The sequence below is a fragment of the Lolliginicoccus lacisalsi genome (assembly GCF_014841105.1).
Classification (GTDB): Bacteria; Actinomycetota; Actinomycetes; order Mycobacteriales; family Mycobacteriaceae; genus Lolliginicoccus; species Lolliginicoccus lacisalsi.
Genome location: NZ_JACYWE010000011.1, coordinates 36321 through 57115, shown reverse-complemented (window position 1 = coordinate 57115; position 20795 = coordinate 36321). Strand labels below are relative to the sequence as shown.

At 70.0% G+C, this 20795-nt stretch carries 1 protein-coding gene; it reads right to left on the bottom strand.

What is annotated here, in order from left to right; translation table 11 throughout:
- Window positions 1-293: 293 nt before the first annotated feature.
- Window positions 294-20534 carry a non-ribosomal peptide synthase/polyketide synthase gene (locus HT102_RS15240; protein ID WP_192040305.1) on the bottom strand — a complete coding sequence of 6747 codons (20241 nt, stop codon included), beginning with the start codon at window positions 20532-20534 and terminating at the stop codon, window positions 294-296.
- Window positions 20535-20795 lie beyond the last annotated feature (261 nt).

Genomic DNA, 20795 nt, shown 5'->3' with positions numbered 1-20795 from the left:
CACCACCCGGTCCCCCAGCACCAAAGCCGGGCCCGACGGATCCACCTCCACCGCCGCCGCCAACAACTGAGGCAGGAGCCTGAGGCGAGAAACTGTCGGAGAAGCCATTGCGATCCCTAACTGCTGCGCGACCTCGCCCCGGATTAGGCGTCACCGTGTTACGAACACGACACATCGCCTTTACATGCTAACCAGGTTAGGGAGACGCGCATCACACGCCTCGGCAAAGCCAACCGCCCGCAATGCTTCTCGCGCCGCGCGGAAATCCTCCGGGAGCGGCAGCTAGCCACGGGCTACGCCTGGGCACCAGTCCAGGCGACAGTGCCGTCGCCGGTCCAGCGCGCGCGCACCCCGGACCGGTGCATCCGGCCACCAGCGGCCCCGATCGGGTCGGCGACGAACGACACGGCCGTGGCCGCGAGCGCCTGGGGGCACCCACGCCCGAGCGCCGGGCCAGCGATATAGAGCTCGCCCTCGATCCCGGGGCCCACGGGCTGCAATGCCTCGTCGAGGATCAGCCAGGTAGTCCCCCGCGCCGGCGTGATCGCCACATCGCTCCCCGACGCGACAGCGCGCGCGGTGACCGTCCCGGCAATCCCGGTAGTGATGGCCTGGCCCTCGGGAACCTGCTCGCCCGGCATCAAGGTGGCCAAGCGGACCCCGCCGCCATCCGCGGCTCCCGTGACGTCCACGGGCAGGCTCGCCGAGGCCGCGAGGGCAACCTCGAGGATCGTGCGGGCTGGGTCAGTGGGCTCGACGACCTGAACGCTGCTCGCCTCGGCCACGCTGGTCCAGGAGCGCAGGTCCGCCAGCGCCGAGGCGATGCCCGTGTGAGGCATCTCCGCGACGGTCCCGGTGCCCGCGGGGACCAGGTAGGCGGTGTTTGTGGCGCGCAGCGTGCCGGACCGGTCGTAGAACGAGATCGGTGTCGGCGGCAATGCCTTCAGCTGTGCCTTGGTCGCCGCGTCGTCGAGATCGATGCGGGTAGCGCTGGTCCCCGTTTCGATCCCAGTGGTGGAGACCACGATGCCGGTGAAGCCGTCGAGGCTCGCGGCGCCCGAGGCGGGATCAATGATGTGGAGCGCCGCCCCGGCCTTCGCGACGACCCAGGTAGCGACGACGAGCTCGGTGGAGACGGGCAGGACGAGGGCCACGACGCTCTCGGGCCCCGCTCCGTTGCGGATGAGCAGCCGAGCGAGCCGGGATGACCGCTTGTCCAGGTTCATATAGGTGACGTTCTTGGCGCCAGCGATGATCGCGGTTCCGGCGGGATCGGCCTCGGCACCTCGGGCGAGGATCTGGGCCAGCGTCTCGGGCTCAACGAGGCCACCACCCGCGAGGCCGCCGTTGGCCTCGGCGCGTGGCTTCTCGCTGGCCGTGGCACCACCCTGGACGATGCTGCTCGCCTCGTCCTCGTCGGTGATGTCGATATCGCCAAGAATGACCGTGGTATCGGCGAGGACAGCGCCGATGACTCGCTCGAACCGGTGCCCGAGGCGCTGCATCGAGGCAGCATCGAAGATATCGGCACGGTAGACGATCGTGCCGGCGATCCCGTCGGGCTCATGCTGGTCGGTGAATCGTTGCTCCAGGGTGAGCAGCACGTCGAACTTGGCGGACTCGCTCGCGCCCTCGAACGGGCTCACGACCAGCCCGGGCAGCTCAAGGGCGCCTTGCTGCGGGTTGAGCAGGCTGATGACCACCTGCACGAGCGGCGCGTGGGCGTGGGAGCCACCCGCTCCGAGCGCATCGACGATCTGCTCGAAGGGGATATCCGCATGCTCGAAAGCGGCGACGTCGGTCCGGCGGACATCGTGCAGGAAGTCCTGGAACGTCATGTCCGGATCTGCCTCGGTGCGCAGCACGAGCGTATTGACGAACATGCCGATCAAGTCGTCGAGCGCGGCCTCGCCACGACCGGCTACCGGTGAGCCGACCGCGATATCACTGGTCCCAGTGATGCGGGCGAGCGTCGTGGCGAACGCGGCGTGCAGCACCATGAACAGGGAAGCGTTCTGCTCCTTGGCCAGGCCGGAGAGGCCCTGGTGGGCGTCGGCGCCGATCTGGAAGGTGACGGTCCCGGCCTCGGTTCCGGCCGTGGCCGGGCGCGGCCTGTCGGTGGGGATGTCGAGCAGTGCGGGCAGCCCGGCGAGGTTCTCGCGCCAGTAGTCGAGCTGCTCGGCCGCCAGCGTGCCCGGCTCGCTGGCATCGCCGAGCTCGCGGCGCTGCCAGATCGCGAAGTCCGCGTACTGCACCTCGAGCGGTTCCCAGCCCGGGATGTCGCCGGCGGACCGCGCGGCGTAGGCGATCATCACGTCCCGCGCCATCGGTGTCATGGATTCGCCATCACCGATGATGTGGTGCACAACGATGACGAGCACATGCTCGGTCGGCGCGATGCGCAGCAGCGCGCTGCGCAGCGGCACTTCCCGGGTCACGTCGAACCCGCGGGCCACGAGCGCGGTGATGCGCGCGATGGCCTCCTGCTCGGGGACCTCCTGCACCGCGAGGTCGATCGTGGTGTCCGCGGCTGGCAGGATGCGCTGCGACGGGCCCTCGGGCCCCTCGGGGAACATCGTGCGCAGGGTCTCGTGGCGCTCGATGACGTCGGCGACGGCCTGGGCGAGCGCGGCGGCATCCAGCTCGCCGGAGAGCCGCACGATCAACGGCATGTTGTAGGCCGACGATGCGGGGTCGAACCGGTTGATCAGCCACATGCGCTGCTGCGCGAGGGACAGCGGGATGTGCTCGGGCCGCGGATCAGCGGGAGCGAGCGGGTGCCCGCCGCCCCGCAGGGCATGGGCGTGCTCGACGCGGACCGCGAGCTCGGCGACGGTGGGCGCGTCGAACAGGTCCTGCAGGCGCACCTTCACGCCGAGGCTGCTGCTGATGCGGGCCACGGCCTTCATCGCGCCCAGCGAGTTCCCGCCGAGGTCGAAGAACGGCACCGTGATCGACACCTCCGGCACACCGAGGACCTCGGCGAAGACGGCGGCGATCGCTTCCTCTACCGGATTGGTCGGCGCCACATGCTCGCCGGTGGCGGCAACGGCGAGCTGCGGAACAGGCAGCCGCCTGCGGTCCAGCTTGCCGCTGGCCGTGAGGGGGAACTCCTCCAGCATCTCGATCGCTGCCGGGACCATGTACGGCGGCAGGCTCGCCGAGGCATGAGCGCGCAGCCCGTCCCGGTCGGGCTCGGCGCCCGGGCCCGGCACGAGGTAGGCCACGAGCTGATCGCCAGCGTGGGCATCGTGGTAGACCTGCACGTGCGCCTTGCTGATGGCTGGGTCCGCGGCGAGGACAGCTTCGATCTCGCCGAGCTCGATGCGGAAGCCGCGCAGCTTCACCTGGAAGTCCGTGCGGCCCAGGTACTCGAGCTGCCCCTCGGTGGTCCACCGGGCAAGATCGCCCGTGCGGTACATGCGATCGCCCGGCTTGCCGAACGGGCACGCGACGAAGCGCTGCGCGGTGAGCGCGGTCATCCCGCCGTAGCCACGCCCGACGCCGATTCCGGCGACATACAGCTCGCCCCCCACCCCCGGCGGCACGGGCCGCAGGTCACCGTCGAGGACGAACAGATCGATATTGGGGATGGGCTCGCCGATCGGAGCTGTCCCGTCCGCGCCAGGCTCCACGGGTGCCCAGGAGACCACATCGGAGGCCTCGGTGGGCCCGTAGCTGTTGTAGAAGCGCACGCCTGCCGCGAGCAGCTCGGCGATCGGCTTGCGGCGGATCGCCTCGCCGCCGAGGAACACGCTGCGCAGGCTGTCGAGGACATGGGTGTCATCGGTCTCGACGAGGGCCTCGAACGCGCTCGGCGACATGTTGGCCAGCGCGACGGGGGCATCCGTGAGGGAGCTCAGGATGCTCGCCGGGTCGAACGGGTCCTCGGCGATGACGATGGTCGCGCCCGCGGACAGCGCCGCCCAGACATTCTTCTGGGTCAGGTCGAAGCCGGGCGAGGAGGCGATCAGCACTCCATCGCCGGCGTCGATCGCTGAAGCGTCGAGGTACCACTCGAGCGTGTTGGCGATCCCCGCCATTGGCACCAGGGTCGGCTTGGGCCTGCCGGTGGAGCCAGAGGTGGAGATGACGTAGCCGATGCGGTCGCCCGCGCCTGCCTCGGTCCAGCGATCGGGCAGCGCCGTAGCGACCGGGGGCGCCTCGGCGATGCGCTCGTCGAGGGTGAAGACCGTGCCCTCGGCCATGAGCGTGTCCCAGGGGCCCGGGCCGGCGACCACAGCGACCCTTGCCTGGGTGTCGGCGAGCACCGCGGCGAGCCGGTCCTCGGGGAACTTCGGGTCGATGGGCGCGTAGGCCGCCCCGGTCTTCCACGCGGCGAGCATCGCGACGACCCACTGGGCGGAGCGTGGCAGCAGCAGCGCCACTACATCGTCCGGTCCCGCGCCCGCGCGGGCGAGTTCCTCGCCGAGCTGGGTGGAAGCAGCGTCGAGCTGCCGGTAGGTGAGGACGAGGCCGCCGTCGCGGATGGCGGCGGCGTCAGGGGTCGCGGCGCACTGCTGGCGGAACCGGTGCAGCGGGCTGGCCTCCATCACCGGCCGCCGGTCGCCGTGCCCGAGCGTGGCCATCTGATCGAGCTCGGCGCCGTCGATCCAGCGCTGGTCGCGGATAGCTGCCTCGGGTGCCTCGAGCACACTGCCGAGCAGCGTGGCGAAGCGCGTGCCGAAGCTGGCCACGGTCGATTCGTCGAACAGATCGGTGGCGTAGGTGAGCACTACCCGCATGCCGGCGGGGACGACGTTGTCCGTCCACTGCTGGATCACCGCGATATCGAGGTCGAACTTCACCGTGTGGGTGTCCACCTCGATCGGCTCCACGGCGAGGCCTGGCAGCTCGAACCGGGGCGAGCTGCTGTTCTGGAAGGTGAACAGCACCTGGAACAGGGGCGCGTGCGCCCGTGACCGTGCCGGATCAAGTGCCTCGACAAGCTTCTCGAACGGCACATCGGTGTGGGTGAACGCGGCGATATCGGAGCGGCGCACCTGGTCGAGGAAGTCCACGAACCGCTGCCCCGAGGCGATCTCGGTGCGCAGCACGAGGGTGTTGACGAACATGCCGACGAGGTCGTCGAGCTTGCGGTCGCCACGTCCTGCCACCGGGGTGCCGATGGGGATGTCGGTCTCGCCGGACAACCGCGACAACAGGATTGCGAGCGCCGCATGCACCACCATGAAGGGGGTGGCGTTGTGGCGGCGCGCGAGGTCCATGATGCGCTGCTGCGTCGCGGCGTCGAGCGCGAGCTCATGCTGGGCACCGCGCTGGGACATCACGGCCGGCCGCGGCCGGTCGGTGGGCAGCTCGATGAGCTCCGGCAGATCGGCCAGGGCCGTGCGCCAGTACGCGATCTGGGTGGACAGCAGCGACGCGGGATCATCCTCGGAGCCGAGGAGATCGCGCTGCCACGCGGCGAAGTCCGAGTACTGCACGGCGAGCGGCGCCCAGCCGGGCTCGTGGTCCTCGGCACGTGCCGAGTAGGCGATCATCACGTCCCGGGCGAGTGGCGCGAGGGATTCACCGTCGGCCGCGATGTGATGGACGACGAGCACGAGCACATGCTGGTCCTCGGCGAGGCGGAACAGCGCGGTGCGGACGGGTGCATCCCGGGTGACGTCGAAACCGGCGGTGGCGAGGGCAGTGGCACGGGAAAGGAGCTGCTCCTCCCCCGCCACATCCACGGGTGCGAGGGAGGTGGGGATCTCCCGCGCCGGGGCCACCTCGAGGACGTGCTCGCCGTCCACCTCGGGGTAGGTGGTGCGCAGGACCTCGTGCCGGCTGATGACATCGTGCATCGCGGCGGACATCGCTTCAGCGTCGAGCGTTCCGGCGAGCCGCAGCATCAGCGGGATGTTGTACGCCGGCGAGCTCGTGTCGAGCTGGTTGAGCACGAGCATGCGGTTCTGCGCCAGCGACAGCGGAGCGGCGGCATCCTCCGACAGCGGCGCGAGCGGCGGCCGGGTGGTTCCCGTGGCCGCGGATTCCACCGCGGCGGCGAACTCAGCGACCGTGGGAGCGTCGAACAACTCCCGCACCCCGATCTCGCGACCGGTGGCCTCGCTGGCCCGGGCAGCCACGCGGGTGGCGGACAGGGAGTTGCCGCCGATGTCGAAGAAGTTGTCGTCCGCGCCGACGCGCTCCCGGCCGGTGATCTCGCCGAAGATGCCAGCGATGATCTCCTCCATCGCCGAGGCCGGCGCCCGGAACTCCTGCTGCAGCAGCCCGAGGTCGGGGTCCGGCAGAGCCTTGCGGTCCGTCTTGCCGTTGACCGTGACAGGGATCGCGTCGAGCACCATGATGACCTGCGGCACCATGTAGGCCGGCAGGCCCTCGCCGACATGCTCGCGCAACTGCTCGGTATCGAGCCGCGCCTCCCCGCTGGCCGCCACCACGTAGGCGACGAGCACATCGCCGATGTGAGCGTCGTGGTAGACCGTGACCACGGCCTGGCTCACGGTGGCGTGCCGGGCGAGGGCGGCCTCGATCTCGCCGAGCTCGATGCGCAGGCCGCGCAGCTTGACCTGGAAGTCGGTGCGGCCCAGGTACTCGAGGGTGTGATCGTGCTTCCAGCGCACGAGGTCGCCGGTGCGGTAGAGCCGCTCCCCGGGGCCGCCGAACGGATCGGCAACGAAGCGGGCCGCGGTGAGCCCGATGCGATTGTGGTAGCCGCGCGCGAGCCCCTCGCCGGCGAGGTACATCTCGCCAGCGACCCCGACGGGCACGGGCCGGAGCCGGCCGTCGAGCACCAGCACATCAGTGCCCACGATGGGGCGCCCGATGTCCACGGGCTGCCCGGGCTGCATGGGGGCGCTCGCGGTGGACCAGATCGTCGATTCGGTCGGGCCATACAGGTTGAGCATGCGGCGCCCGGGCGCCCACTGGGCAACAAGCTCGGGAGGGCAGGCCTCGCCGGCAACGAGCAGCGTCTCGATATCGGTCAGCTCGGCGGGATCGAGCGAGGCGAGCACCGAGGGGGTGATCACGCAATGGGTGACGTGCTGGTCGCGCAGCACCTGGCCCACGGAACCGGCCGCGTCGCGGCCACCGCCCGGCACCACAACGAGGGTGGCGGCAGGGCCGAACGCCATGAGCAGCTCGAACACCGACGCGTCGAAGGACGGCGAGGCGACCTGCAGCACCCGCGAGCCCCGAGTGAGGCCGAACGCATCGATCTGCTCGGCCACGACCGCGGCGATCCCCCGATGGGTGACCACGACGCCCTTGGGCAGGCCCGTGGAGCCCGAGGTGTAGATCATGTAGGCGGCGGACCCGACCGAGATCGGTCCGCGCTCGGCATCGGTGACCGGGCCATCGGGCATGGTGGCGAGGCCCTCGCGGAAGCCGGGGTCATCGATGCTGATCCACTCGATGCCCGCGGGCAGCGCGGACCGGTCGGCTGCGAGGACGAGGCCCGCGCTCGCGCCCGAGTCCGAGATCATGTGGGCGATGCGGTCCTCCGGATAGGCAGGATCCACGGGCACGTACGCCGCGCCGGTCTTCGCCACCGCCCAGATCGCCTCGACCATCTCGATCGATCGTGGCATCGCGAGCGCCACCACGTGGCCGGTCCGCACACCACGGCCGAGCAGGACGCGCGCGAGCATGGAGGAGCCACGATCGAGCTGCTCGTAGGTGAGCGCGCGGTCCCCGGCGATCACCGCGGTCGCGGCGGGATCCACCGCTGCAGCCCGCTCGAGGAGGGCAGGAAGCACCATGGGCTCCGGGGCAGCACCGCCGCGCACCGGGACGATGGCGGCCCGCTCGGCGTCGCTGACGATCTCGATATCGCCGACGGGCCGCTGCGGATCGTCGATCACCGCGGAGAGCACCTGCACGAACCGGTCGGCGAAGCCCACGATCGTGGCCTCGTCGAACAGATCGGTGGCATACACGAAGTGCCCGCGCATGCCCGCGGGGGCACCGGTCTCGTCGGTCTGCTCGGACAGGTCGAGCATCAGGTCGAACTTGGTGGTGTGCACGTCGACAGTGCGCAGCTCGGCCGCGATCCCGTCGAGGTCGAACGCGATGGGATCGGTGTTCTGGAACGCGAGCACCACCTGGAACAGGGGCGCGTGAGCGTTGGACCGCGGCGGCCGCAGGGCGTCGACAAGCTGCTCGAACGGCACATCGGCCTGCGTGAACGCCGCGAGGTCGCGCTCGCGGACCGACGCGAGGAGATCCTCGAAAGAGGACTCTGGATCGACCTGGGCACGCAGGACCAGGGTGTTGACGAACATGCCGACGAGCGGGTCGAGCGCACGCTCCCCGCGCCCCGCGACCGGGGTGCCGATCGCGACGTCATCGGACCCGGACAGCCGCGAGAGAAGCGTCGCGAACGCCGCGTGCACGACCATGAAGATGGTGGTGCGCTTCTCCCGCGCAAGCTCCTGCAGGCCTGCCTGCACCGCGGCGGGGATGGTGAACGCGAAGGTGGCGCCCCGCTGCGATTGCGCGGGCGGGCGCGGCCGGTCCGTCGGCAGCTCGAGCACGTCAGGGATCCCCGCGAGCGTCTCGCGCCAGAACGCGATCTGGCGGCCAGCGACCGACTCCGGATCGTTCTCGGAGCCGAGCAGCTCCCGCTGCCACATCGCGTAGTCGGCGTACTGCACGGGCAGGGGCTCCCACGATGGGGAGTCATCGTTGGCCCGGGCCTTGTAGGCGGTGACGAGATCCTTCGCGAGCGGACCGAGCGAGGCCCCGTCCGCCGCGATGTGGTGAACGACCACGAGGAGGGTGTGCTCGTCGGGCGCGGTGCGCAGCAGGGCAGCGCGGATCGGCGGCTCCGCGGTGACATCGAACCCGACCGAGGCGAGGGTGAACAGTTCCCGCTCGAGGGCACCGGAGCCCGCGACGTCCACCGGCGACACATCGATGTCGACCCTGCTGGCCGGCAGGATGACCTGCGTGGCCTCGCCATCATGCATGGGGAACACGGTGCGCAGGGACTCGTGCCTGCCCACGACGTCGTGCAGCGCCTCCTGCAGGGCTGAAACGTAGAGCTTGCCCGACAGCCGCAGCACGAGCGGCATGTTGTACACCGCGGACGCGGAATCGAACCGGTTGAGGAACCACAGGCGCTGCTGCGCCAGCGACAGCGGGATGTGGCCGTCGCGCGGCTGGCGCACCAGCTTGGGCCGGGCAGCCCCCCGGGCGCCCTGGTGCTCGACGAGCGCGGCGAGGCCCGCGACGGTGGGTGACTCGAACAGGTCACGCAGGTTGAGGTCGCAACCGAAGGCGTCGTTGATGCGGGTGGTCACCAGCGTGGCCGACAGCGAGTTGCCACCGAGATCGAAGAACGACACCGTCGCGCCCACGCGCTCATGATTGGTGACCTCGGTGAAGATGCCCGCGATGATCTCCTCCACCGGGCCGGATGGCGCGGCGTGCACCTCGGTGCCGGTGCTGTGCTCGGGCTCGGGCAAGGCCTTGCGATCGAGCTTGCCGTTGATGTTGAGGGGGAACTCGTCGAGCACCATGATCACGCGCGGCACCATGTACTCGGGCAGGCGCTCGGCCGCGCCTCGCCGCAGGTGATCGACCTGCAGCTCCGCGCCAGGCTTGGGGGTGACATAGCCAACGAGCTGGTCGCCCGCGGTGGGATCGCGGTGCAGCACGACCACGACCTGGTCCACGCCCTCCTGCGCCTGCAGGACGGCCTCGATCTCGCCGAGCTCGATGCGCAGTCCGCGCAGCTTCACCTGGAAGTCGGTGCGGCCGATGTACTCGATCTCGCCGTCCTTGCGCCAGCGCACGAGATCGCCGGTGCGATACATCCGCTCGCCGGGCGCGCCGAACGGGCTCGCGATGAACCGGTCCGCGCTCAGGCCTGGCTGCCCGACGTAGCCGCGAGCAAGCTGGATGCCGGCAAGGTACAGCTCGCCATGCACGCCGATCGGCACGGGCGAGAGCCGGTTGTCGAGCACGTACACCTGGGTGTTCCACACGGGCGCGCCGATCGGCACGGTGACGGTGTCATCGCCGGTGTACTGGTGGTAGGTGACATCCACGGCTGCTTCGGTGGGGCCGTAGAGGTTGTGCAGCGCCGCATCGGAGAGCTCGGCGAGGCCTGCCGCGGTGGCGGGAGCGAGCGCCTCGCCACTGGCAAAGACCATGCGCAGCGTGGCGATGCGATCGCCCCAGCCGCTCTCGGTCGCCGCGGCCACGAACACCGCGAGCATCGAGGGCACGAAGTGCAGGACAGTGATGCGCTCCTGCTCGATCAGCTCGGTCAGGTACGCGGGATCGCGATGCCCATCGGGCAGCGCGACCACCAGCCGGGCACCGACCTGCAGGGGCCAGAAGAACTCCCACACCGACACGTCGAAGGTGAACGGGGTCTTCTGCAGCACGGCATCGCTCGGCGCGAGCGCGTACTCGTGCTGCATCCACAGCAGGCGGTTGGCGATCGCCCGGTGCGAGACGGCCACGCCCTTCGGGTTACCGGTGGAGCCCGAGGTGTAGATGATGTAGGCGATGTGGTCGGCAAACAGCGGCGCGACCCGGTCCTCGTCGGTGACCGGCCCAGCATCGAGGCTGCTGGTGTCGAGGCGGTCGAGCTCGAGCACCGTGACGCCCTCGGCGAGCGGCACGCGGTCACGGGTGGTGGTGACCACGCATACCGGCCGCGACGAGCCCAGGACCCAGTCGATGCGTTCCGCGGGATGGTCGGGATCCACCGGCACGTAGGCACCGCCGGCCTTGATGATGGCGTACATGCCGACGACCATCTCCAGGGAACGGCGCATCACCAGCGCGACCCGCGATTCCGGGCCAACCCCCAGGCTGATCAGGTGCCGCGCGAGCTGGCTGGACCAGGCATCGAGCTCCGCGTAGGTGAGCGAGCGCTGCCGGTATGCCAGGGCAGGCAGATCGGGGGTCTTGACGACCTGCTGCGCGAACATGTCAGCAAGGGTCGTCTCGGGGACCTGGCGGGCCGTATCGTTCCAGCCGCCCCCGCCGCCGACCGCTCCGAGATCGAGGTTCTGCCCGAGCGCGCCGAGCGCGAGCGCCGTGTCCCCGGCGACCGCATCGAGCACCGGCACGAGCCTGTCGATCAGCCGCATGGCGGCACCATCATCGGACGCGCCGGTGGCGAAAGTCAGCAGCGCGAGCGCGTAGTGGCCATCATCGTGGATGCGTTCCTCGCCGATGCGCTCGGCTACCACCCGGGCGCGGTCCTGGACCTGCTGGTAGGACACGCGCATGCCATCGACGACGAACGCGGCGCCATCGGGCTCCTTCGACAAGGCCTGCTCGACCCGCTGCTGCAAGCGGCCAGTGGGCTGCGGCCCCGTCGTGAACAGGCCCTGCTCCTCGCTGGACAACAGGTTGATGTCACCGACCGCGATGCCGGGATCATCGATGATCGCCTCGAGGACGCGGGCGTAGCGCTCGCAGTACTGCTCGATCGTCTGGTGCTCGAACAGATCCGTCGCATAGGTCAGGTGCGCCTTGATGCCGCTCGGCTCGCCCCGCTCGGTGTGCATCTCCTCGAGCGTGAGCAGCAGGTCGTACTTGGCGCTGTTGATGTCGAGCCCATCCGCGACCACCTCGAGGCCGCTGAGCGCGAACCGCACCGGATCGGTGTTCTGGAACGCGAGCATCACCTGGAAGAGCGGCGAGTGGCCCGCGGCGCGATCCACGCCGATCTCGCGCACGACGCGCTCGAACGGCACATCCGCATTGTTGAACGCCGCGAGGTCCTGCTCCCAGACCTCGGCGAGCAGCTCCGCGAACGTCGCGTCCGGGTTCACCTGCGCCCGCAGCACGAGCGTGTTGACGAACATGCCCGCGAGCCGCTCGAGGGCTTCCTCGCCACGGCCAGCGACCGGGGTGCCGATCGCGATGTCCGTGGTTCCCGAGAGCCGGGCGAGCAGGACAGCGAGAGCCGCGTGAGCGACCATGAACACGGTCGCGTTGTGCTCGCGCGCGAGCTCCGCGAGGCGCCGGTGCACCTCCGCGTCGATCCCGAACCGGACGGTCGCGCCGCGCATCGACTGCGTCGCGGGGCGCGGGAAATCCGTGGGCAGCGGAAGCAGCTGCGGGATGCCCCGCAGCGTGGAGGACCAGTGCTCGAGCTGCCGCGCCACCACGCTGCCCGGGTCGGTCTCGTCGCCGAGGACCTCGCGCTGCCACAGCGCGTAGTCGGCGTACTGCACCGGCAGCGGCTCCCACTGCGGCTCGGCGCCATCGACGCGGCACGAGTAGGCATACATGAGGTCGCTGGCCAGCGGTGGCATGGAGCCACCATCGGCCACGATGTGGTGCACCACGATGGCAAGGAAGTGCCGGTCGGGCGCCACGCGGAAGATCCGGGCGCGGATCGGCAGCTCCGCGCGCACGTCGAAGCCGCGCGAGACGAACTCGATGGCAGGCTCCTCCGCGGGCCCGGCGAACGACGAGCCCGCCGCGGCCGCGGCATCGGCATCGACATCGACGACGTCGATCGGGATGTCGGTCTCCGCCATCGGCAGGATCACCTGGTGCGCGCCCTGCGTGTCGGCCGGGAACACGGTGCGCAGGGCCTCGTGCCGCTCGAGCACATCGCGCATTGCCTGCTGCATCGCGGCGACATCGAGCTGGCCGGTCAGGTCCACGCCGAACGCGATGTTGTAGATGCCCGAGGACGGATCGTACTGGTTGATGAACCACAGGCCCTGCTGCGCCAGGGACAGCGGCAGCCGCTCCGGGCGCGGGCGCGCCACCAGGGCGGTGTCGGGGGCGCTCGCGGCACCATCCATGCGAGCCGCGAGCGAGGCCACCGTTGGCGATTCGAACAGATCGCGCACGCCAAGCTGCGCGTCGAAGGCATTCTTGATGCGCGCGACGACACGAGTGGCGGACAACGAGTTGCCACCGAGGTCGAAGAAGCTATCGTGCACGCCCACCCGTTCAAGGCCCAGCACGCCAGCGAAGATCCCGGCGATGGCCTGCTCCGCCGCGGTCGACGGCTCGACGTAGCTGTCCTCGTCCGAGGTGAACACGGGCTCCGGGAGGCCGCGGCGATCAAGCTTGCCGTTCACCGTGAGGGGGATCTCGTCGAGCATGATGATCGCGGACGGCACCATGTGCGACGGCAGCGTCTCGCCCACGAAATCCACGAGCTCCTGCTGATCCAGCGTGGCACCAGCGACGGGCTTGACGTATGCCACCAGCCGGGTGATGCCGCTGGACCCGGTGTTGCCGAGGGTGACGGCGAAATCCACGCTGGGATGCTTGGCAAGGGCAGCATCGATCTCGCCGAGCTCGATGCGGAAGCCCCGCACCTTGACCTGGAAGTCCGTGCGGCCCAGGTACTCGATCTCCAGCCCGCCGGAGGGACCATGCGTCGTCCATCGCACGAGGTCGCCGGTGCGATACATCCGGTCGCCGGGCTTGCCGCAGGGATCAGCGACGAACCGCTCCGCGGTGAGGCCGCGACGGTCGTGGTAGCCGCGTGCCTCGCCCATTCCCGCGACATAGAGCTCGCCGGCGACACCGACCGGCACGGGCCGCAGCCGCGAGTCGAGCACCATCGCGCGGGTGCCGCGGATCGGTGGGCCGATGGTGACGACATCCTGCCCCGCGGACATGGGCTGCGAGATCATCACCATGATCGTGGTCTCAGTGGGCCCGTAGCCGTTGTACATGCGGCGCCCTGGCGCCCAGCGGGCCACCAGGTCGGCGGGAACGGCCTCGCCGCCGGCCACGACATGCTGGAACGAATCGAGGCCCGCCGGATCGACCGAGGCGAGCGCGGCCGGGGTGATGAAGGCATGGGTGGCCTGGTGCTCGCGGATGACGTCCGCGAGCTCATCGCCGCCGAAGGTTCCGGGCGGCACCACCACCATCGTGGCGCCGGTCCCGAAGGCAAGCAGGTACTCGAGCACGGAGGCGTCGAAGCTCGGCGAGGAGAAGTGCAGCACCCGCGAGTCGTGCGTCACCGCGTACCGGTCACGCTGCTCGGCCGCGAAGTTCGCCATGCCCCGATGCGTCACCACGACGCCCTTGGGCAGGCCGGTGGAGCCGGAGGTGTAGATCATGTAGGCGGTGTTGGCGATGCGAACCGACTGGCGGCGCTCCCGATCGCTGACCGGGGCCGCGGAGAAGGCATCGATGCGCGCGGCGACCTCGGGATCGTCGAGCGTGATCCACTCGGTGATGCCGGGCAGCCCGCCGCGCTCGCCAGCGACGGTGAGCCCGAATCCCGCTGACGAGTCGCGCAGCATGTGCTCGATGCGATCCGTCGGGTAGCTCGGGTCCACTGGCACGAACGCGCCGCCGGACTTGACCACCGCCCACATGCCGATCAGCGATTCGACCGACCGGGACATGCCCAGCGCCACGAACTGCTCCGGGCCCACGCCAAGGTCGATGAGGTAGCGGGCCAGCCGTGACGAGCGCGCATCGAGCTCGGCATAGGTCAGCACGCGGTGCCGATCGATGATCGCGGTGCTGCTCGCCGCCTCCGCGGCGGTAGCGGCCAGGATGTCGGGGAGCGCGCGCGGCGGTTCCCCCGGGGCGCCATGCACGGGCGCGAGGTGCTCCCGCTCGGTATCGGTCAGCACGTCGAAGTCAGCGAACCGCGTATCCGGCTGCTCCACGATGCGGGCGAGCGTGCGCACCATGCGCTGCATCAGCGCGGACATGCGCTCCGGCGCGAGCAGGTCCGGGAAGAACTTGACGATGAGGCGCAGCTCGGGCTCGGCATGGGTGATGACCGTGACCGGGTAGTGCGCGGCGTCGATGCCCTCGATATCCACGATGCTCATGCCCGCGATGGCGTGGCCCTCGCCGAGGCCAGCGCGGTCGACCGGATAGGACTCGAAGACGGTGAGGGTGTCGAACAGCGCGCCCTCGCCTGCCTCGCCCTGGATCTCGGCGAGCTGCACGTAGTGATGCTCGAGCAGGTCGGCCTGCTCGCCCTGCAGGCGCGCGAGGAGCTCGGCGAACGTCTCGCCCGGGTCCAGGCGCAGCCGCACGGGCAGCGTGTTGATGAACAGTCCGATCATGTCCTCGACGCCATCGAGCTCGGGCGGGCGCCCGGACACTGTCGCGCCGAACACGACATCGCTGCGGGTCGTCTCGGTGGCGAGCACGATCCCCCATGCTGCCTGCACCACGGTGTTGACCGTGACGCCCAGGTCGCGGGCCACATGCACGACCCGCTGGGTGAAGGTGTCGCTGAAGCCGTGAACGAGCTCGCGGGACGGCGCATCGTGCTTGCGGGCCCGCTCGAGCGGCACCAGGGTCGTGGGCTCATCGAGGCCGGCCAGCGCGCCGCGCCACGCCGCGAGGGACTCGGACGCGTCCTGCCGGCGCACCCACTGCAAGTAGTCCTTGTAGGAACGGGCCGAGGGCAGTGCCGAGGCGTCGCCATCAGCGGCGTAGACCATGATGAGGTCCCGCAGGTAGAGCGGGGTGGACCAGCCATCCATCAGGATGTGGTGGTTGGTGAGGACGAGGCGATGCTCGCCCGGCGCGATCGTCAGCACCGTGATCCGCACCAGCGGTGCACGCGCCATGTCGAAGCGATGCTCGCGATCCTCCGCGAGGAACCGCGACACCGCGGCATCCGCATCGGGGGCATCGCTGAGGTCGAGCGTCCGGACGCTGATGCTGGCCTCGCCGAGGATGAGCTGCAGCGGCTCCCCATCGGCCGTGGTGATGAACGCGGCGCGCAGGTTGGCATGGCGGGCGATCACCGCGTTGGCGGAACGCTCGAGGCGCTCCACATCCACGGTGCCCCGCGCATGCAGCACCAGCTGCACCATGTAGGCGTCGACGCTGTCCTCGGCCAGCACGGCATGGAACAGCATGCCCGCCTGCAGCGGCGACAACGGCCAGATGTCCTCGAGCAGCGGGTAGTGCCGCTCGATGCCATCGATGGTCGGCTGATCGATCTCGACCATCGCGACATCCGACGGCGTGAGGCCACCGGCGCCGGGCCCGGAGGCATAGTCGCCGAGCGCGCCGAGCGCCCGGCTCCAGTAGCCCACGAACTCATGGGCGGCACGATCGTCGAGCAGCCCCGACGGGTACAGCACCGTGACCTTGAGAACCTGCCCGTCCTCGGCGGGCGCGATCATCGCGGTGATGTCGAGGACACCGGGCGCGGCCATGCCCGGAGCGAACGTGAACATCAGGTCGTCGGTGTCATCGGACGGGACCCAGCCGAGATCGCGGACCTCGTCGGGGATCTCGCCGGTGACGAACCGCCCAAGGTAGTTGAACATCACCTGGGGCGCCGGGCCCTGGCCGAGGCGCGCGGCACCATCGGGATGCAGGTAGCGCAGCATGCCGAAGCCGATGCCCCGGTCCGGGATCGCGCGCAACTGCTCCTTGACAGCCTTGAGCGCCTCGCCCATGGCCTTGCCTCCGGAAAACGCGCTGTCGAGGTCCACGCCGGACGCGTCGAACCGCACCGGCGTGATCGTCGTGAACCACCCCACCGTGCGATCGAGCTCCGCGCCGGGCACCGCGGCAGCCTCGCGGCCATGCCCCTCGAGCCCGATCAATGGCGTGACCGCGCCCCGCCACTTCGCCAGCGCCAGCACCAGCGCCGCGAGCAGGCCGTCATCGACACCACCGCGCACCACCTCGGGCACGCGGGTCAGCAACGCGTCGGTGACATCGGTGGGCAGCTCGAAGGTGACCCTCTCCAGGGTGCGGTTGAGGTCGCGGTCGCGGTCGAAGGGCCGGGAACCGAGCGTCGGCTCGCTGCCACCGGCGAGCATCCCCTCCCACAGCGGGAGCTCCTTCTCGCGCTCCGGCACCTGCTCCTCGAGGCCATGCGCCCAGCGGCGGAACGACGTGCCCACCGGCTGCAGCGCGGGCTGCTCGCCGGAGCTGATGGCTGCCCACGCGGCAATGAGATCGGGCACGAGCACCCGCCAGGAGACACCATCGATCGCGACGTGATGGATGACCAGCAGGATCCGGCCCTCGGTCTTGCTGCCGAAATCGAACCACACGGCTTGCAGCATGCGGCCCGCCGCCGGATCGAGCCGTTCCGAGGCGGCCTCCAGCGAGTGCGAGACGGCCTGCGCGAACGTGTCGGATCCCGGCTCGTCCTGGGTCTGCACACGCGTGATCAGATCGGTCGCCGCCACCGCTCCCGCCGGGTGGACGGAGAGCTTCTTGGGCGACACCTGGACCCGCAGCAGGTCATGGTGGTCCAGGCTGGCCTGCAGGGTGCGGGCGATGCCGTCCCCGTCGATGCCCGAGGGCAGCGCCAGCAGCGCGGCCTGCGAGTACTGGGCGTGGTCCCCGCCCCGTTCCAGCATCCAGTGCATCACCGGTGTCAGCGGCGCCTCGCCGATCCCGCCGCCGTCGAGTTCCTCGAGCACGATGCGGCTCGCGTCGTCAGCGTGGACAGCAACCTGCGCCAGGGCCGCGACGGTGCGCCTCTCGAAGACATCCCGTGGCGTGATGTGCAGGCCCGCTGCCTTCGCGCGCGAGACCACATTGATCGACATGATGCTGTCGCCGCCGAGCGCGAAGAACGAGTCATCGAGCCCGATCGAGGGCAGGCCCAGGACCTCCGCGAGGATCCCCGCGAGGATCCGCTCGGTCTCGTTCGTCGGCTCCCGCGTCGAGGACACCATCGCGCCGAAGTCCGGCTCGGGCAGCGCCTTGCGGTCGATCTTGCCGCTCGCGCTCAGCGGCAGCTCGTCGAGCACCATCAGCACCGCGGGCACCATGTAGCCCGGCAGGAAGCCGGAGACGTGGCGGAGGACGTCGGACTCGTCGATGGTCTCGCCCTGCGCCGCGACGGCGTAACCGACCAGCCGGTCCGGCTTCCCCTCGGTCCGCTGCACCCGTGCCGCTGCCTGGCCCACCGCGGGATGCCCGACCAATGCCTGCTCGATCTCGCCGAGCTCGATGCGGAAGCCCCGCAGCTTCACCTGGAAATCAGTGCGCCCGATGTACTCGAGCTCGCCGTCGGCGCGCCACCGCACCAGGTCCCCGGTGCGATACATGCGCGCGCCCGGATCACCGAACGGGCTCGCCACGAACCGCTGCGCGGTCAACGCCAGCTGGCTGCCGTAGCCGCGGCCCACGCCGGTGCCGCTGACGTAGAGCTCGCCCGGCACACCGATCGGCGCGGGGCGCAGCGACCCGTCGAGCACATGCAGCCCGGTATTGGGAACAGGATGGCCGATCGGCACCGAGACCTGGTCCGCCTCCGACATCGCCGCGAAGGACACCACGTCCGAGGCCTCGGTCGGGCCGTAGCTGTTGACGATCCGCGCACCCGCTGCCAGCAGCCCGGCGACCGGCCGCGGCCGGATCGCCTCGCCGCCGAGGAAGACCGTGCGCACGCCGCGCATCACGTCATCGGTATCGGCATCGACCAGCGCCTCGAAGGCGCTCGGGGACATGTTCGCCAGCACCACGCCGTTGTCGCGGATCGCCGGCAGGATGTCCGCCGGGTCGAAACCATCGCGCGCGAGCACGATCGTCGCCCCACCCGCGACGGCGGCCCACACGTTCTTCTGCGTGAGGTCGAAGCCGGGAGCGGAGGCGATGAGCACGCCCTCCCCCGCCGCCAGCGAGGTCTCCTGGCGGTACCACTGCACGGTATTGGCCACGCCCGCCATTGGCACCACCGTTGGCTTGGGGCGCCCTGTCGAGCCCGACGTCGAGATGATGTAGGCAGTGCGCAGCCCGGCACGCGCTTCGCCCCAGGCAGCACCCACCGGCAGCGGCGCGGGATCCGTGCTCGCCATCATCGCGACATCGCACACAACGCGCTGCTCGTCGGGGACCACGCCGGAATGGGTCCAGCCAGCCAGGCAGGCGACCGCGCGGGCGCCGGTATCAGCGAGGACGGCCTCGAGCCGCTCGGCGGGGAACGCCGGATCCACTGGCGCGTAGGCCGCGCCCACCAGCCATGTCGCGACCATCGCCGCGATCCACTCGGGCGAACGGGGCAGCGCGAGGGCCACCACGTCGTCCGCGCCCACCCCTGCCTCGCGCAGGCGGCCCGCGATCACCGCGACCGCCTGGGCGAGCTCGGCGTAGCTGACGACGATGTCGCCGGAGACGACAGCCGCCGTCGAGCCCACTACCGGATCCCCGGCGGCCTGGCCCAGAACGTCAGCGATGTCGCGCACCAGGGCTTCGGGATCGACCTCCGCGGACGGTCCGCGCGACCAGCTGTCGAGCGCCTCGCGCTCGGGCTCATCGAGCAGATCGATCTGCTCGATCGGCGTCCCGGGATCCGCCGCGACGAACGCGTCCAGGAACCGCATGAAGCGCTGGTGATGCCGCGCCAGCTCGTCCTTGCTGTACCGTCCCGGGTTCGCCTCGAAATCGACCTGGATCTGGCTTCCGCCGGACCCGGGGTAGAGGTTCACCGACAGGTCCTCGACGGGCCCGGTGCTGAGCACGCCGAGCCGCCCAATGACGTCACCAAGGCGGACCTCGGGCTGGAACATCATGATGTTCACCGTCGGGCCGAAGAACTCGCGGTCCGCCGACACCATGCCCATGTCGCGACGCAGGTCCTCGTAGCGATACCGCTGATGCCGCAGCGTCTTGGTGATCTGGGTGTCGATCGCATCCGACAGTTCCTGGGGAGTGGCACCGCGCGGCACCGCGATCCGCATCGGCACGACGTTCGACACCATGCCACCGGAAGCCCGCATGAACTTCGTGACCCGGGAACTGACCGGGAAGCTAAGCGCGATCTCGTCGCGCCCGCTCACGCGCGAGAGGTATGCGCCGAAAGCCGCGAGCACGGTCGGGGCCCAGGACTTGCGGTACCGCTCCGCGGCGGTCTCGGCGATCAGCGCGTCGGTCCGCTCGGCCACGGGCTCGGATCGCACCAGGCTGACGGGCGCGGCAGGGGCCGATCGCAGCGCCAGGGTCACCTTCTCGGGAAGGTCCTGCACGTACTCGGTCCAGAACTGCCGATCGTCGGCGAACCGCTTCGACTCCTTGTAGGCGATCTCCGAGTCATAGATCGACTCGAGGGAGTTCGTCCGGAGCGGGGCTGGCTCCTCGCCATCAGAAAGCGCCGAGTAGACCTCGGCGATGCGTCGCAGCATGTTCATGCCGCCAAAGCCATCGATGGCGATGTGGTGCAGGCGCATGTACCAGATGTAATGGTCCGCGCCCAGCTTGAGCAGTGCCGACCGCGCGAGCCGATCCGTGGCGAAGTCCAGCGGCGTCGAGTATTCCTGCTGCATCCATCCCCAGGCAGACCCGGCCGGGTCGTCCCGGTCCGAGAGATCGATCAGATCGACCGACTGTCCCTGGCTGAGGTCAACGACCTGGCGCGGCCCGTCCTCGGTGTCGAGGATGCGCAGGTATCCCGAGCCGATGTCCGCGCCGGCGCGCAGGGTGGCTTCCTCGAGGCGAGCATGGTTGATCTCCCCACGGATCTCGACATACATCGCGATGTTGACGGGCGTGCCGGGATCGAGCTGCTGCGACATCCACATGCTGTACTGGGCCGCGGAGAGCGGAAAGGGGCGGGGGCCGCTGTCCCGAGCGACGTTCGGTTCGTTCCCGGGCGTCTCAGTCTGGCTCACGCATCCACTCCATATCCACCCGCGCGCGCGGGACCAACTCTCGCTGCGGCTACGCAGCTCCTGGGTACCTGCCGGATCCGCAGGATCCGTGCTGGCCTACCTGGCATCGAGGCGATGCGCGGTACGGCGCGGATCTCGGCTCCCCCTGCATACTCATCGTCTTGTCGCACTCATTGTTACGCCACTTGGCCTGCCTTTGGTCAGGGAATCACTTCGTCATAGTAGTGGCATGGCGGGTTGGGTTGCCCCGCAACAGCCAGG